Source organism: Stenotrophomonas sp. As-7 (assembly GCF_030291015.1).
Lineage (GTDB): Bacteria > Pseudomonadota > Gammaproteobacteria > Xanthomonadales > Xanthomonadaceae > Stenotrophomonas > Stenotrophomonas lactitubi.
This window is the reverse complement of the sequence record NZ_CP127405.1, coordinates 2,634,940-2,650,698: the sequence shown is the minus strand read 5'-3', so window position 1 is coordinate 2,650,698 and position 15,759 is coordinate 2,634,940. Positions and strand designations below refer to the sequence as shown.

The following is a 15,759-nucleotide window of genomic DNA, read 5'->3' as shown; positions in this document are numbered from 1 at the left end:
ATGGCCTACAAGGCGAAGTTCGGCATCAAGAAACGCGAGAAGGGCATCAACGTGACGCCCTTCGTCGACGTGCTGCTGGTGGTGCTGGTGATCTTCATCCTGACCAGCAACGCCTCCATTCCCGGCATCGAGGTCAACCTGCCGAAGGCCAGCAACAGCACCGCACTGGAGAAGCCCAAGACCAAGGCGATCACCATCGACCCCAGCGGCCAGGTATTCCTGGATGCCTACCCGGTGACGATGGCCGAGCTGGAGGACCGCCTGCGTACCGAACGCGCGACGTCGCCGGATTTCCCGGTGATCGTGCGCGGTGATGCGCAGGTGCAGTACGCGCGCGTGGTCGAGGTGCTGGATCTGCTGCGGCGGCTGGAGCTGGCCCAGGTCGGCCTGGTCACCGGCAAGGCGCAGGGCTGAGGCATGGCCGGCCATCGACCACCCCTGCAGGAGCCTGGTACGCGCGGACGCCAGTTGCTGGTGACGATCGCGCTGGTGCTGGCGGCGCTGCTGGTACTGGGTGTTGCCCTGTGGTGGCTGCTGTTCAAGGACACTGCCAGCTCCCGCCGGCCGGTGGTGCAGCCGCCGATGCTGGCGTTGCCACCACCGCCGCCACCACCGCCGCCACCGGAAAAACCGCCCGAGCCAGAGACGCCGCCGGAAGAGACCGTGCCTGAGCCGGAACCGCTGGACCAGCCAACGCCGGCCGAAGAGCCGACGCCGACGCCGGACAACGCCGACCCAGTAACCATGGACGCCGATGCGCAGGCCGGCGGCGACAGCTTCGGCATCCAGTCGGGCAGCGGCGGTGGTTCGTCGGGTGTCGGCCGTGGCGGTGCCGGCAATGCCAGCTATGGCCGCTACCTGGGCTATCTGATGCAACAGGCGATCTCGCGCGATGCGCGGGTCAAGCGCCTGGCCTTCCAGCTGCAGGTGAATGTGTGGCTGGCGCCGGATGGCCGGCTGGAGAAGGTCGAGCTGGTGCGTGGCAGCGGCAACGAGGAGGCCGACGTGGCCGTGCTCGATGCGCTGCGGCAGATCGGCAAAGTCGACCAGATGCCACCGGCGTCGCTGGATTTCCCCGCGCGCGTGCTGATCCAGGGGCGCCGCCCCGGCGCTTGACCGATGACTTCCGTGATTTCCCTTCTTTCGATGAGAACCGTGATGAACGACCACGACCGCGCTCGAACCGCATCCCGCCGCCCGCGGCCGGCCCGACGGGCGCTGCTGTGCTGCGCCGTACTGCTCAGCCTGGCCGTGCCGGCCAGTGCAATGGCTGCCGAAACCACCATGGTCAAGCTGATCAAGGGGCTGATTGCCAGTGGCGCGCTCAAGCCCGAAGACGGCCAGGCGCTGCTGGTACAGGCCGAAGCGGAGGCGGCGGCGGCTGCGCAGCGCGGCACCGCGGGCAGCACAGCCAGCAGCAGCGGCGGCGTGGCGCTGGAAGCGGGCGACGTACGTGTGCCGTACGTGCCGCAGAGCGTGCGGGATGGCATCCGTGATGAAGTGCGCCAGGACGTGATGGCGCAGGCCAAAGCCGAGGGCTGGGCCGCGCCGAACGAAGTGGCCGAGTGGACCAAGCGCATCAAGGTGACCGGTGACATGCGCGTGCGCAGTGAGTCGCGCTTCTACTCCGAGCGCAACAGCGACATCGAAACCAACTGGGCCTCGGTGAATGCCGGCAACGGTTTCGATACCAACAACAACACCAACCTGCAGCTGCCGCCGCTGCTCAACACCCGCCAGGACCGCCGCAACCTGTGGCGCATCCGGGCACGGCTGGGCATCGAAGCGATGATCGGCGAGCACACCACCGCAGGCGTGCGCCTGGCCAGCGGCAGCAGCAACGGGCCGGTGTCCACCACCGAACAGCTTGGCGGCGGCCTGGGCAAGAAGGATGTGTGGCTGGACCAGGCATGGCTGGCCTACAGCCCGGCCGACTGGGTGACGGTGCGTGGCGGACGCTTCGGCAATCCGTTCTGGACCAGCGACACGCTGTTCTCCAACGACCTGAACTTCGATGGCCTGGCCGCCAATCTCAGGTACGACATCGCTGACGACGTCGGCTTGTTCGGCAACCTGGCGGTGGTGCCGTTGGAGTACACCTCCGACAGCGCTCCCAGCCAGAGCCGGGTGAAGACGCCCAACGAGAACAAGTGGCTGTCCGGTGCACAGGTGGGGGTGAACTGGCGCTTCAACGATGACAACAGCCTGCGTGCGGCGCTGGGCTACTACGATTTCAAGAACATCAGTGGGCGCCTGTCGTCGCCGTGCGCGCTGTACGCGGGCGCGGTCGGTTGCGATACCGACTGGTCGCGGCCGGCGTTCATGCAGAAGGGCAACACCCTGATGCTGATCCGCGACATCGCCCGCAATCCGCTGGATCCGGCCAATACGCCCACGCCACAGTACGTGGGCCTGGCCTCTGCATTCCGCCTGGCGACCTTCAACCTGCGCTGGGATACACAGCTTGCGCAGGACATCGGCATGCGCCTGGACGCGGACTACATCCGCAACCTCGCCTATGACAAGCAGGCCATGTTCGCCCGGGCCAACAATGGCATCGTCAACAACTATGGCGCCGGTGGCACTGCCAGCATCGACACCTTCCGCAGCGGCGACACCGCCTGGATGCTGCAGGCGACTTTCGGCGCCACCGAGCTGAAGGAGAAGGGCCAGTGGCAGGCCCTGCTGGGCTACAAGCGGATCGAGGCCGATGCACTGCCCGACGCCTACAACGATCCGAACTTCCACCTGGGCGGTACCAATGCGCGCGGTTACTACGTCGGCGGCGCCTATGCGCTGGATGCGCGCAGCTGGATCAGCGGCAAGTGGATGGCGGCCAAGGAAGTGTCGGGCCCGCCGTTGTCGATCGACGTGTTCCAGCTGGAGTTCAACACCGGTTTCTGATCGGACAGCGTGATCGCAGTCACGACACGTGTGGCGGGGGCGCGGCGACGCGCCCGTCTAAGGAAGGAAGACCACGCGTTGCACAAAGGAGGAGTGGATGAGCCGTCGCAAGCTGTTCGAGAGTTCCGAGCCCGCCGCACACACACTGGGCATCGGGCCGGCCTATGTCTCGGTGGAGGGGTTGCGCCAGCACCTGGCCGAATTCCTGCTGTATGCAGGGCGCCCGGTCGTCATCATGCGCGGGCGCAGCGAGGTCGGCTATTTCCTGCCGGCACGCTGCTGGCGCCAGCGCGAGGATGATCCGCTGGCTGCCGCGGCCGCCGATCAGCTGCTGGATGCCGCCGGCTTCCAGGCCGAAGACATCCAGCAGGTCGAACAGGAATTCAACGCCATGCGCCAGCGCACCGTGCTGCATTCACGGCGTTGAAGCCAAGGCCGCCGGGCATGGCCCGGCGCTACCTGATGGCGCCAGGCTGCTCCGGTAGCGCCGGGCCATGCCCGGCGATCAGGCTGCCACCCCGCGCTCGCTGGTGATCCGTGCACCCTCGCGCATCACCAGCGTCACCGGGGTCTTTTCCACCACCTCCAGCAGGCGCTGCCACTGCGCATCACTCAGCTCGGCGGTGGCATGCAGCACGCGGTGCACGTGGAAGCGCCCGTCCGCATCGCGTTCGGAACGCAGCTCGGCGTGGAACTCGCCCAGCTCCCAGCCCTTGCGCTGGGCATACATGCGCAGGGTGATGGCGGTACACGCGGCCAGCGAGGCCAGGTACAGGTCGAACGGGGCAAAGCCCTTTCCCTGGCCACCGAGCGAGGCGGGCTCATCGGCCGCGACATCGAAATGGCCGTTGCTGATGTGGTGCAGGTAGTTGTCGGCGGTCGAAACAATGCGTGCGTAGGCCATGGGAATCCCCGGTTGTAGCGCCGGGCCATGCCCGGCTGCAGGAAAAGGCGGCGCCAGCCGGAGCCGGGGCCGCCACGGAATCACTCCGTACGATCGTACGAGAACTGGATGCCGGCCGTACCACCAGTTTCGATGAAAAGATTCATGAAGGCCGGCACCGTCTCCGCCCGTACCCAGTCGCGCTGCAGTTCGCAGAACAGCTGCGTCACGCTGATCAACTGGCCACCGGCCTGTTCGATGCGGCGCAGCGCGGCATCATGCGCGGCCAGCGAGGTGCCGCCCACCGCATCGACCACCACGTAGACTTCATAGCCTTCCTTCAGCGCATCCAGTGCGGGGAAGGTAAGGCAGGCTTCGGTCCACAGCGCGGTCATGATCAGTTTCCTGCGGCCGGTCGCTGCCACCGCCTTGCGGAACTCGACGTCTTCCCAGGAATTGATGGTGGTGCGGTCGTAGGTCGGGTAGTCGCCCAGCACCTTGCGCAGCTGCGGGATCGGCGGCTTGTTCAGGCCGGTCTGCACGTTCACGGTTGAATGCACGATCGGCAGGCCGTAGGCGACCGCCGCCTTGGCGGTGCCGACAATGTTGTTGACCAGCAGCTGGCGGTCCATCGAGGCGATGGAGTTCACCTGTACCGGCTGGTAGTCGATGATGATGAAGGCGGAATTCTGCGGGGTCAGCAGGTGGTCGCTGACGGGGTCACGGATCGGTTCACTGGCCATGAGGGTGTCCTGGTCGGGGGGGCTTGCGGTGGAGCCGGCGGCGTGCCGGCAGGCGGAAATCGCCGTGGATGCACTGGGCTCAGCTGCGCTGCGAATCCAGCTGCTCGTGGTTCTTCTGCACGTCCTGCGCCTTCTGGTAGCTCTCGATCAGCAGCTGGTAGTTGGGGAAGATCTGCGTGTAGATCGCCGCCCACTGCTGGGCGTCCTCGCGGTTCCAGGTGCGCTGGATTTCCGAGGCAACCGCAGCGGTATCCATCGGCACCACGCCGGCCTGCACCACACGCGCCAGGGTGATTTCCTCGGCCATCTTCGAATAGGTGCCGGAAGCATCGACCACCGCGAACACCTGGTAGCCGTCGGCGACGGCGGCAATCGAGGGGAAGGCCATGCATACGCTGGTGATGGTGCCGGCGATGATCAGCTGCTTGCGGCCGGTGGCCTTCACAGCGGCGACGAACTCGGGGTTGTCCCATGCATTGATCTCGCCGCGGCGCGCCACGTACTGTGCATGGGGTGCGGCGTCATGGATCTCCGGGATCAGCGGGCCGTTCGGACCCTGCGGTACCGACGCGGTGGTGATCACCGGCATCTTCGCCAGCGTGGCCATCTTCGCCAGGGCGGTGGCGTGCGCACGTACGGAAGTGAACGGCATGTCACCGATGGTCTGGAACAGGCCACTCTGATGGTCGATCAGCAGCATCGCGGCGTTGTCCGGGTCGATCACCGGGCGGGCGCCGTTGAAGTTGGCGGGGGTACTCATGGTCAGTCTCCTGGGGAGGGGGCGAAGGCCCGGAAGGCGGCGGGCGGTTGCCCGCCGCAATGCAGTGGATCAGTGCGCGATCTGGCCGAAGCGGCCGCCGTTGAAATCGTTGACGGCCTGGCTGATCTCGGCCTGGGTGTTCATCACGAACGGCCCATAGCCCACCACCGGCTCGTCGATCGGTTCGCCGCTGAGCAGCAGCACGGTGGCGTCGCTGTCGGCATCGATGAACACGTCTTCGCCGCTGCGGTCGAAGGTCACCAGCTGTGCTTCGCCGACTGCCTGGCCGCCGTTGATTCGCACCGTTCCCTTCAACACCACCAGCGCCAGGGTGCGGCCATCGGCCACCGGCAGCTCGGCGTGCTGGCCCTGCAGCAGGCGGATGTCCCACACGTCCATGGGGGTACGGGTACGTGCCGGTCCAGCGTGGCCATCGAATGCCCCGGCGATGACGCGTACGCGGCCGGCACCGTCGGCCAGGGCCACCGAAGGAATCTGCGCATCGAGCAGGGTCTGGTAACCCGGCGCACCCATCTTGTCCTTGGCCGGCAGGTTCACCCACAGCTGCACCATGTCCAGCGTGCCGCCGCGCTTGCTGAATTCCGGCGTGTGGAATTCCTCGTGGAGGATGCCGGACGCAGCGGTCATCCACTGCACATCACCCGGGCCGATGGTGCCGCCGGCGCCGGTCGAGTCGCGATGGGCGACTTCGCCTTCGTAGACGATGGTGACGGTCTCGAAGCCGCGATGCGGATGCTGGCCGACCCCGCGCGGGGTTTCGCTGGGCGGGAAGCTGTACGGCCCGGCGTAGTCCAGCAGCAGGAACGGGCTCAGGTGCTGGCCATGGGTGTTGTAGGAGAACATCGAACGGGCGGGGAAGCCGTCGCCCACCCAGTGCGGGCGGGGGGCGCTGTAGGTACCGGTGACACGCTTCATGGCGATCTCCTGACCGGGGCAACCGGTCGCTGTTTTTCGTTGCGGAGACGATATCGCCGTGACAATGGGCCCGGTAGTCGGCAGAATTTGCCGTCATAGTCCTATTTTGTGAACGATGAAGGCCCGGCAAGGGCCGCAGGAGATCGTCCCGTGTTCATCGCCGACATCCGCCGCTGCGACCTCAACGACCTGTTCTATTTCGCCATGGTGGTCGAGCACGGCGGCTTCTCGCAGGCAGGGCGCGCACTGGCCATGCCCAAGTCCAAGCTCAGCCGCCGCATCGCCCTGCTGGAGGAACGGCTGGGTGTGCGCCTGATTCAACGTTCCACCCGCCGCTTTTCGGTCACCGAGATCGGCCAGGACTACTACCGGCACTGCAAGGCGATGCTGGTGGAAGCCGAGGCGGCCGAGGAGGCCATCGCGCTGTCACGCGCCGAGCCGCGGGGCACCCTGCGGCTGGCCTGTCCGATCGCCCTGCTGCACGCGCGCATTGGCGACATGCTGGCCGACTTCCTGGCCCTGCACCCGCAGGTGACCCTGCAGCTGGATGCCACCAACCGGCGCGTCGACGTGGTGGGCGAGGGCGTGGACGTGGCCATCCGCGTACGCCCGCCACCGCTGGAGGACAGCGATCTGGTGGTGCGCGTGCTGGCCCGTCGCATCTGGTGTACTGCTGCCAGCCCGGCCCTGCTCAAGCAGATGGGTACGCCGAAAGTGCCTGCCGATCTGGCGATGATGCCGACCGTGGACCTGGCATCGCCGGCGCAGGTGCACGCCTGGGAGTACGCCGGGCCAGAGGAGGTGACGGCCAGCGTGCACCACCGTCCGCGACTGGTCAGCGATGACATGATCGCCCTGCGCAGTGCGGCGGTGGCCGGTGTCGGCGTGCTGATGCTGCCGAGGATGATGATCACCGACGAACTGGCCAGTGGCGCGCTGGTGCCGATCCTGCCGCAATGGCAACCCAGGCACGGCATCGTGCATGCCGTGTTCCCCTCGCGGCGCGGCCTGCTGCCGGCAGTGCGCGCGTTGATCGACTACCTGGCCGAGCGCTTCGATGCGCTGCAGGAACCGTAGATGCATGCCCTGCGTGGAGGGGGCGCGTGACCATCCATGGGCCGGCCTTGCTCGGTTGGAGCAGTTCTTCATCCACGCATGGCGTGGATCTACTGGCCTACGGCGCGGCGCCCTCCGGCACGTACACCATGCGGCCGTCGGGCAACCGGTAGGTCACCCCTGCCTTGACCCCACCGCCTTCGCCGATCTCGCCGGTGGATTCGTAACGGGTCAGCTCTTCGCCCTGCTTGACCGTGATGCGCATGTCGGCCTGGCCGGGATTCTCGATCACGGTCACGTTCTGGCTGGCGAACGGATTGAGCGGGTTGCGCACGATCACGATCATCAGGATGCCGGCCACGACCAGGAACAGGTCGATCAGGTTGACCACCGACAGGATCGGATCATCGGCGTCGTCGTCATCGAGGAAGCGCATCAGCGCACCTCCTGCAGGCGTTCGAACTGGCGCAGTTCCTGCAGCAGCCAGCGCCGGCGCACGGTCAGCACCAGGAACGTCAGGCTGGCCGCAACCAGGGCCAGGATGACCGACGAGAAGGCGACCACCATGTTTTCGCCCACGCCCTGTGCATCGCTGCGGGTCAGCGCCAGCAGCGCCGGGCCCATCGGGATCATGGTTGCGACCAGGCCCAGCATCGGCGCGGTCCGCGACACGATGCGCAGGCCCTCCAGCCGTTTCAGGATGCGCAGCTCAAGATCTTCACTGCTGCCGCCGTGGCGGGACTGCCAGGCCAGCAGTTCGGGGCGGTAATGGCCACGCCGCCGCTGCAGCGCTTCCCACAGGAACGCACCGAAGCTGAGGAAGGCATAGGCCAGTGCCAGCAGGATCAGCAGCAGTACCGGTGCCAGAAACAGATGGGACAGATCGTAGAGGGTGGCTTCAAGGGCATTCATGCGTTGGCCGTGTTGGAAGGGGAGTGGGAGGGCGCCCGTCGCGCATTGCGCCAGGCCTGCAGGGCCGCGCCTGCGCCGAGCAGGCCAAGCAGCGTGACCAGGGAAAGCCAAAGCGATGGGGTGTGCGGTGAGGGCGGCGGCACCTGCTGCATCACCCGTCCACGCACACTGGCCGCTGGCGTCGGCGCAGCATCGGCAGGCAGGGTCTCGATGGTGGCCGCCGCCGCAGTGACCGCTGCAGCAGGTACCGGGCCACGTGCGAGTCCGTAGCCACTGGAGCTTGCTGGCGACGCGGCCGCAGCAGATGCCTGCAGCTGATTCAACCGCGCCTGAAGCTCGCTGCGGGTGCGATCGTCGGCCTGCCAGTAGCCGCGCGCGATGGCTTCCTGCAGGCGCTCGATCATCTGCACCTGCGCATCGCCATTGTGGCTCTCGAACCAGCGCGCCATTCCCAACTGGCGACTGTCGCGGACGAAGGTGTCATGCACGGCCTGCCACTGCTCGGCGCGCACCGTATCCGGCGCCGTTACCTGCCAGCCGAAAAGATTGTCGACGTTCTTCAGCACTTCCAGCGTGCCGGCATAGCCTTCGCCCTGCATGGCGCTGATCCACTGTGGGTTGAGCGTCTGTGCACGCAGCTCATCGGCAAGGAAGCGCGCCGCACTGCGCGTGCGCGGCGTCGGTTCGCGCAGGTCCGAGATGTAAAGCGATGGACTGGCACCGTCGAGGTGGCGCACGGCCAGGGCCAGGCCACCGAGGTATTCGAACGGATGATCGGTACTGAGCAGGCCGTGGGTATTGGACGATCGTGACAGCACCGCCGCCTGCACCCCGCGCAGCTGTTCGGCGAACAGGTTGCTGCCGGGCAGGGTGGTGGCCTGGCCATCACTGCCATAGCCATGCTGCAGGCGATCGAGGAAGCCGGCGGCCAGTGCTGCATCGTCCTTTCCAGCAACGGTGCCGCGCTCCAATACGGCATGATTCAGGCCACTGCCATACGTGCCGGGCGCATTGCTGAAGATGCGCAGGCGCGACAGGGCGGCGGCTCGTTCAGCGGGCACACCGCGCTGCTGCAGGCGTTGTTGCAGGTCCTGTGCGTGTCGCGCGATGGGATTGCTGGCGGTGGCCGGCATCGCCGCAAGCTGTTCGATCGCCGCAGCCAGCATGCGCAGGAAAGGATCGAACTGGTCGCGATAGACGCTGGTGGCCTGCACCACGACATCGATGCGTGGCCGTTTCATGTCGGCGTCCGCCACGATGTCCAGCGCCACCACCTTGCCGCCGCTGTCCCAGCGCGGGCGCAGGCCGAGGGCATGCAGCACCTGCGCTTCCAGCACGCCAAGATGGCGGATGGCCTCGCTGGACCACAGGCTGATGGCGAGCTTCTGCGGCAGCTGTCCGCCATGTTCATCGGCATAGGCCTGCAGTAGTTGCTGCAGCGCTGTCTCGCCGGTGTCGAAGGCGGCGCGGGTGGGAATACGGTCCGGTTCGAAGGCGAACAGGTTGCGGCCACTGCGCAGCTCCGGTGTGCGGATCGGGTCGCCGCCGGCACCGGGCAGCACGAAGCCACCGGCCAGGCCGTGCAGCAAAGCCTCTGTTTCCTGCGGATCGGCCAACGATGCGTCCAGCTGCGCGGCGCGCTGCAGTTCGCGGCGCAGTTCCGTGTCGGCAACGCTGTCGATCGGCACGCCGTCGCGCAGGTGGCGGGCCAGCGTGCGATAGGCGATGCCCTGCTGGATCTGCCGGTAGTCCACGGCGCTGGCCTCCGCTGCGTCCTCGCCCAGTGCCTGCAGATAGGCCGGGCCCAGCTGCTGCATCACCATCAGCAGCCGGTGATCGGCCGTCGCCGGTTGGCCAAAGGTGTGCAGGCCCAGGGGCAGGTTGCGCCGGGCCAGCTCATGCAGGTGGTCGTGCAGCAGCGGCAGGAAGCTGGCGAAGCGGGCCTGCATGTCCAGTGCGCTCCAGCCAAGGTCGGCAGCGATGCCGCTGTCGGTGGCCAGCGCGCGCAGGCGCGCGGCGGTGGCGTCGCGTACCGGGCCTTCATCCAGCTGCTGCAGTTCGTGCACCACGGCGTGCAGGTCGCGCAGTTCGTCGTACAGGCCGGATGGGGCGAAGGCCGGGGTCTGGTGGCTGACCACCACCGCGCGGCCACGGCGCTTGGCCTGGATGGCCTCGCCCACGTTGTCCTGGATGTACGGGTAGAACACCGGCAGGTCACCCACCGCCAGCCAGGGATAGTCGCCGGCCCACAGGCCACGGTCCTTGCCCGGCGTCCACTCCTGCGTTCCGTGGGTACCGAAGTGGATCAGCGCATCGGCCTTCCACTGCGTGCGCAGGTAAAGGTAGGCCGCCAGGTAGTAGTGGCTGGGCACCGAGGCCATATCGTGGGTAGCCTGGCCGACCTCGCCTGCACGTGGTGGTTGCGGCATCAGCAGCAGATTGCCCATGCGCAGGCGTGGCAGCACGAACACCGCCTTCCCCTGTATGCGGCGCACTGCTGGATGATCGGCCGGGTCGCCCCATTGGCGGCGCAGTTCGTCGCGGCGGTTGGCGGGCAGGGTAGCCAGCCAACGTGTGTAGTCGGCCACCGGCAGGGTGTCGGCCAGGCCCTGTGCCAACAGCGCGTCCAGGCGCTCGGGATGGTAGTAACCGCTGAGCAGCGCCTGCAGCCGGTCAATCAGGGTTTTTTCGTCGGCCGCGTCCACCGTATAGTCCGACTGTGCAAGGCGTGGCAGCAGCGCTTCGATGCTGCGCGGTACGTTCAGGTGTGAAGCCGACAGGTTCTTCTCGCCATCGGGCGCGTTCCAGAACAGCAGCGCCAGCCGTTTGTCGGCGGCCGCGGTATGCCGCAGCGCGGCCAACCGCTGCAGTTTTGCGGCCAGCGCATCCACCTGCTCGGCAATCGGCAACAGTTCCCCGCGCGTGTTGGCCGAGACCACCATCGGATCGCTCGCTCCCCATGCCTCCGGCACCGCCACGAACGTGGCCAGCATCGACATCGGTACGCCGCTGGCAGCATCGCGCCAGGCATCGGCATCGCCCTGGCGGTAGTTCAGGGCCTGCAGCACAGGTACATCCAGCGCCGCGAACTCGGCGGCGCGTGCAGTACCGTTCTGCAGATGGGTCAGGTTGACCACCGCATCCACCGCGATCCCGCGCAGCGCGTGCTGCAGGGCATCGTCGGCGGCCGCATCGAACCACACCCCGAACAGCGCCACCTTGCGTGCACGGCCGGCCTCGATCAACGCGTCCAGTACTTCGGTCTGCATGGTGCCGACCATGCTGCTCGAGATCAGCACCGCCACCTTCGGCCACGCGACTTGTCCCTCCTGCCGCCACTGCGCCTGCAGCGCTGCCGCGTCATCCAGCCACTGTCCGCCGCGGGTGCTGTAGCCGGTGGCCGGCATCACCTGTGGCGGCGGCACCGCGATCGCCTCCGCAGCGTCGTGCCAGCCACGCAGGTACTGCGTCAGATGCTGGATGTTGGCTTCGCCACCGTTGCCGTAATAGCCGGCAATCTGACGGGCGACGTCGGCGGGCAGGCCATGGGAAACCGGCGCACCACCGCCCACGCGCAACCAGGGCACCGGGGCGTCGCGCAGTGCTGCGTTCACTGCCGAGGTGACCTGCTCGACGTCATTGGGGCGCGGCGTATCCAGCAGCACCAGATCGATGCCGCGTGGCCAGTCCGCCGGCAGCGATGTTGCGGCGTCGACCACGCGGTGCCGGAAGCGCACGCCCTGCGGGCTGCCGAGCGCATCAAGGCGGGCGATCCTGCCCGGCAGTACGAAGCTGCTGCTGACCACCTCCACCCGCATTGCAGGCGCTGCTGCCGCAGCGTGGGCCATCGGCGCGGCCACACACAGCAGCAGCAGCGCCAGCCACCGTCGCCATCCGCGCATGCTCAGAAGCCCAGCTCGATGCCGGCGTGCACGTAGCGGCCAGTTTCCGGATACGGATACAGCGCGCCGGTCTCATCCAGCCGCTTGTTGGCCAGGTTGTCCACGCCCGCAAGCACGCTCACCGTGTCGGTGATGCGCCAGCGCGCATCCAGCGACCACAGCCAGTAGCCGGGCAGGGTGGTCTGCGCAGTTCCGGCAGCCTGCTGCTGTGGGCCGATGTATTCGCCACGCACGGCCGCCTGCAACGGGCCGCGCTGCCAGTTCAGGGCGGTGGCGCCGCTGCGGCGGGGCCGCTCCAGCAGCCATCGGTCAGTCTGGCGGTCGCGCGGGTCCAGCCAGCTCCAGTTCGCTTCGGCGGTCAGGTGCTCGCTGATCGGCGCCGTAGCTGCCAGCTCGACGCCACGGATCCGCGCACGCGCCACATTGGTGTAGTTGCGCAGCTCGCGGCCACGCACGCCGCAGGCACGCACGCAGGTGGTCTGGATCAGGTCCTTGAGGTCGTTCTGGAACGCGGTGGCCTGCAGCGACCAGCGGTCACGCTGCCACGCCGCCGACAGTTCGGCGCTGCTGTTCTGTTCCGGCTTCAGCTGTGGATTGCCGACAATGGTGAAGCGCCCACCACCGCCCACCGCCGAGTACTCGGGCGACAGCTGTTTCAGGCTGGGCGCCTTGAATCCGCTGCCGATACCTCCCTTGATCGTGAATGCTTCATTGGCATGCCACACCGCGTATGCGCGCGGGCTGTGGTGCCAGCCGAACTCGGGATGGCGATCGCTGCGGTTGCCAACGACCAGCGACAGGCTGTCGTTGAGCTGGATCTCGTCCTGTACGAACACAGCGGTCTGGTCGGCCTGCAGATGGCCACTGCGCGCGCCCGAGGCGTCCTCCAGTTCCTGGCGCCGCCATTCGCCACCCACGCTGACGCGGTGGTGTGTGCCGAGGGAGACGGTTGCACGTGCATCGACAATCTGGTCGGTCAGCTGCTGCGGGCGGGTCGCCTCGCCGCGATCGCGGCGGTTGTCCCGGTCCAGCTGTGCACGATAGGCGCTGACCCGGGTCTGGCCCCAGGCCCAGTCGCCCTGGTGCGACAGTGTCGTCTGCCGACGCTGGATGTCATCCACGGTTTCATACACGTACGGTGCAGTGCCGGCCTGCAGCGCATGGCGGCGGCGTTGTTCGCTGCCCTGCAGGTGCGACAGATCGATGCGCTGGCGCGCGTCCGGGGTCCACGTGAGCACCGCGCGGCCGGTGTTGGCGCGGCGGGCTTCCTGCTCGTCCAAGCGCTCGTCGGTGGGGTCGCGTGTGGCGTCCTTCTGCCGGTGCTCGGCGAACACACTCAGGCCCAGCACGCCGGGCACCAGTGCGCCGCCTGCGTAGAGGCCAGCCTGGGTGCTGTTGCCGCCGCGATCGCCAGCCACCACGCCGCCGTTGTAGATCAGGTTGCCCTGCCAGTCATCGGTGGCGCGACGGCTGATTACATTGACCACGCCGCCCAGCGCCTCCGATCCGTACAGCGACGACATCGGCCCGCGCACCACTTCGATGCGTTCGATCGCCGCGGCCGGCAGCCAGCCCAGGTCGAAATCGGAATGGGCAATCGCGTCGGCCGAGGCACTCACGCGCTGGCCATCCAGCAGCACCAGGGTGTAGCCCGGGTCCATGCCGCGGATGCGGATGCCGCGTCGGCCGAAGCCGACCCCGGCCACGGTCACGCCCGGGCTGCCACGCAGGGCATCGGCCAGGTCCAGCACCGGCCGCAGCTGGATCTGCTCGCGGGTGATCACGCTGATCGAGGCCGGCGCATCGCTGGCCAGGCGGTCGGTGGCGGTGGCCGTCACCACCACCGGGTCCAGCTGAGAGGGTGTCGCAGCGGCCACGGCCAGCGGCGGCGCCAAGGCGAGAAGCACGGCGCAGGACAGGCGGCCCGCATCGGGGAATCGGATCATGGGAAGGGGGCTTTAATGGTGACGATATAACATAACATTACTTTCACGTGGCCTTCATAGGCCGAAGGTCCTGCCTTCCGTCATGGCCGGGGGTGCAGGATCGGCGGTTGCCGCCTACACTCCCGGTCCGGACCGTCGCCATCACGCCCATCATTCCCCGGTCCGGCCTTGGCACTTATGTCTCCCAATGCCCTGGCGCTGATCGAGCTGTTGATCCGCGAGCGCCGTGCGTTGTCCCGCTTCATTGCCCGTTACCTCGACCCGGCCAGTACCGAGGACACCCTGCAGAACCTTTATCTGAAGGCCAGTAGCGTGCCCGGCGACCCGCCGATCCTGGAACCGCGCGGGTATCTGTACCGCATGGCCTACCACCACGCGCTCAACCGCAGCCAAGCCGACGCGCGCGAACGGCGGGCGATGGCGGAGTACGCCAGCGACCTGGCCGATGCCCGCAATGATGGCGAGGCGCAGGTGCTGGACCAGGCCCAGCTGCGCGAGATCAGCCAGACCATCCTGGCGTTGCCGCCACAGGTGCGCGAGTGCTTCGTGCTCAACCGCTACCTTGGCCTGAGCGAGCGCGAGATCGCTCTGCGCCTGGGTATTTCCAAGAGTGTGGTGGGCAAGTACGTGCTGCGCGCGGCCCTGCTCATCCAGCAACAGCAGCGGGGAAGCCGCGCATGACCTGCAGGTGCCGTGGGCAAATGCCGCTTACCGTTGTCTCAACTGTAAGGCGCACCCGTTGGTGGTGCCGCAGGCCACAATCATGACTACGTCCATACCCTCGCCGCGTCAGGCCAGGCAGGCGTTGCGCTGGGTGATACGGTGCAATGCGGGCCGGTTGCCGGAGCGCCAGCAACGCGCTCTGCAACGCTGGCTGCAGGCCGATCCCCGGCACGCCGATGCCTGGCGCCAGCAGCAGGCCTTCTGGCAAGGACTGGATGCCGCCGGCCCGGATGTCCTGGCTGCGCTTCCCGAACTGACCGCCGAACCCGCGCTGCGGCCGCTGCAGCCGCGTCGTCGACTGCCTTGGCTGCTGGCCAGTGCGGCGGTGCTGCTGCTTTCGGTGACGGTGGCGCCGCACGCGTGGCTGCTGGTCCGCAGCGATGTGCGCAGCGGCAACGCGCCGCGCACGGTGCAGTTGCAGGATGGCAGCACTGCCATATTGGATGCAGGCAGCGCGCTGGCGCTTGATTTCAGCGCCGGCCAGCGCCGCCTGCAGGTGCTGCGTGGCAGCGCCTGGTTCCAGGTCGCGCACGAAGCACGATCGTTCCGGGTGGAGGCCGGCGGCGGCGAGATCCGTGACATCGGCACGGCATTCAGCGTTGCGTTGCAGGATGCCGTGGTGACCACCGAGGTCAGCCAGGGCGAAGTCGAGATCAGGCCGGGTCATGCCGCTGCGCAGCGGCTGCAGGCCGGGCAGGCACGCGCGTTCCGTGATGGCCGCTGGCTGCAGCCGCTGCAGCTGACCGATGTGGAGGCCATCGCACCGTGGCGGCGCGGCGAGATCGTCATTGATGATCTGCCTGCGCAACAGGCGATCGAGCATCTTGCCCGCTACCGGAGTGCGCCGGTCTGGGTTCTGCGCGGGCAGGGCGCTCAGGTGGCGGTGAGCGGGTTGTTCCATCTGCAGCAGCCCGATGCGGCAATCGCCGCCGTGGCCCAGCAGGCCGGTCTGCGCAGCCAGCGCCTGCCGGGCGGCGCGTTGTTGCTGTGGTGA

At 67.6% G+C, this 15,759-nt stretch carries 15 protein-coding genes; 7 read left to right on the top strand and 8 right to left on the bottom strand.

Translation table 11 applies throughout. The annotated features are described in order from the left end of the window. From QP457_RS12170 to QP457_RS12155, 4 genes are all read left to right on the top strand, one after another. Entirely contained in the window at positions 1-414 is a 414-nt protein-coding gene (locus QP457_RS12170) for a biopolymer transporter ExbD (protein ID WP_089235818.1), read from the top strand. Between the two features lie 3 nt (positions 415-417). Next, positions 418-1,116 (top strand): cell envelope integrity protein TolA, encoded by a 699-nt coding sequence (locus QP457_RS12165; RefSeq protein ID WP_205404293.1) that lies wholly within the window; start codon positions 418-420, stop codon positions 1,114-1,116. 42 nt (positions 1,117-1,158) lie between these two features. Continuing rightward, positions 1,159-2,904: a putative porin gene (locus QP457_RS12160; protein WP_205404292.1), complete on the top strand. Its 1,746-nt coding sequence runs from the start codon at positions 1,159-1,161 to the stop codon at positions 2,902-2,904. A gap of 97 nt (positions 2,905-3,001) precedes the next feature. Further along, the gene (locus tag QP457_RS12155; RefSeq protein WP_100465565.1) at positions 3,002-3,331 is read left to right on the top strand and encodes a hypothetical protein; all 330 of its coding nucleotides are present in this window, start codon (positions 3,002-3,004) and stop codon (positions 3,329-3,331) included. A gap of 78 nt (positions 3,332-3,409) precedes the next feature. On the opposite strand, the gene QP457_RS12150 is transcribed toward QP457_RS12155, so the two are convergent. The 4 genes from QP457_RS12150 to QP457_RS12135 all read right to left on the bottom strand — a co-directional run bounded on the left by QP457_RS12150 (position 3,410) and on the right by QP457_RS12135 (position 6,226). Continuing rightward, the gene (locus QP457_RS12150) at positions 3,410-3,808 is read right to left on the bottom strand and encodes an OsmC family protein (protein WP_205407013.1); all 399 of its coding nucleotides are present in this window, start codon (positions 3,806-3,808) and stop codon (positions 3,410-3,412) included. A gap of 80 nt (positions 3,809-3,888) precedes the next feature. Then, positions 3,889-4,530, bottom strand: a complete 642-nt coding sequence (locus QP457_RS12145) for a hydrolase (RefSeq protein WP_100465563.1) — start codon at positions 4,528-4,530, stop codon at positions 3,889-3,891. Between the two features lie 79 nt (positions 4,531-4,609). Beyond that, on the bottom strand, positions 4,610-5,290 hold the full coding sequence (locus QP457_RS12140) for a hydrolase (RefSeq protein WP_100465562.1): 681 nt from the start codon (positions 5,288-5,290) through the stop codon (positions 4,610-4,612). 69 nt (positions 5,291-5,359) lie between these two features. Continuing rightward, positions 5,360-6,226, bottom strand: coding sequence for a pirin family protein (locus QP457_RS12135; protein ID WP_205404291.1), 867 nt, complete (start codon positions 6,224-6,226; stop codon positions 5,360-5,362). 150 nt (positions 6,227-6,376) lie between these two features. Between QP457_RS12135 and QP457_RS12130 the strand changes: the two genes are divergently transcribed. After that, positions 6,377-7,303 (top strand): LysR family transcriptional regulator, encoded by a 927-nt coding sequence (locus QP457_RS12130; RefSeq protein ID WP_205404290.1) that lies wholly within the window; start codon positions 6,377-6,379, stop codon positions 7,301-7,303. Positions 7,304-7,400: 97 nt separating this feature from the next. Here the strand turns inward: QP457_RS12130 and QP457_RS12125 are convergent, their stop codons facing one another. From QP457_RS12125 to QP457_RS12110, 4 genes are read right to left on the bottom strand one after another with little or no spacing between them, the layout of a single operon-like run. Next, positions 7,401-7,718 carry a DUF2149 domain-containing protein gene (locus tag QP457_RS12125; RefSeq protein WP_089235810.1) on the bottom strand — a complete coding sequence of 106 codons (318 nt, stop codon included), beginning with the start codon at positions 7,716-7,718 and terminating at the stop codon, positions 7,401-7,403. Continuing rightward, complete coding sequence (locus tag QP457_RS12120; protein ID WP_205404289.1) at positions 7,718-8,194, bottom strand: MotA/TolQ/ExbB proton channel family protein; 477 nt, start codon at positions 8,192-8,194, stop codon at positions 7,718-7,720. Before QP457_RS12120 ends, QP457_RS12125 begins: the two co-directional genes overlap by 1 nt. Then, positions 8,191-12,096 (bottom strand): cobaltochelatase subunit CobN, encoded by a 3,906-nt coding sequence (gene cobN, locus QP457_RS12115; protein ID WP_205404288.1) that lies wholly within the window; start codon positions 12,094-12,096, stop codon positions 8,191-8,193. Before cobN ends, QP457_RS12120 begins: the two co-directional genes overlap by 4 nt. A 2-nt stretch (positions 12,097-12,098) precedes the next feature. Then, positions 12,099-14,042, bottom strand: coding sequence for a TonB-dependent receptor (locus QP457_RS12110; RefSeq protein ID WP_205404287.1), 1,944 nt, complete (start codon positions 14,040-14,042; stop codon positions 12,099-12,101). 177 nt (positions 14,043-14,219) lie between these two features. Here QP457_RS12110 and QP457_RS12105 point away from each other — a divergent pair, with 177 nt between their 5' ends. After that, on the top strand, positions 14,220-14,723 hold the full coding sequence (locus QP457_RS12105) for an RNA polymerase sigma factor (protein ID WP_205404286.1): 504 nt from the start codon (positions 14,220-14,222) through the stop codon (positions 14,721-14,723). A gap of 82 nt (positions 14,724-14,805) precedes the next feature. Then, positions 14,806-15,759: a FecR domain-containing protein gene (locus QP457_RS12100; RefSeq protein WP_205404285.1), complete on the top strand. Its 954-nt coding sequence runs from the start codon at positions 14,806-14,808 to the stop codon at positions 15,757-15,759.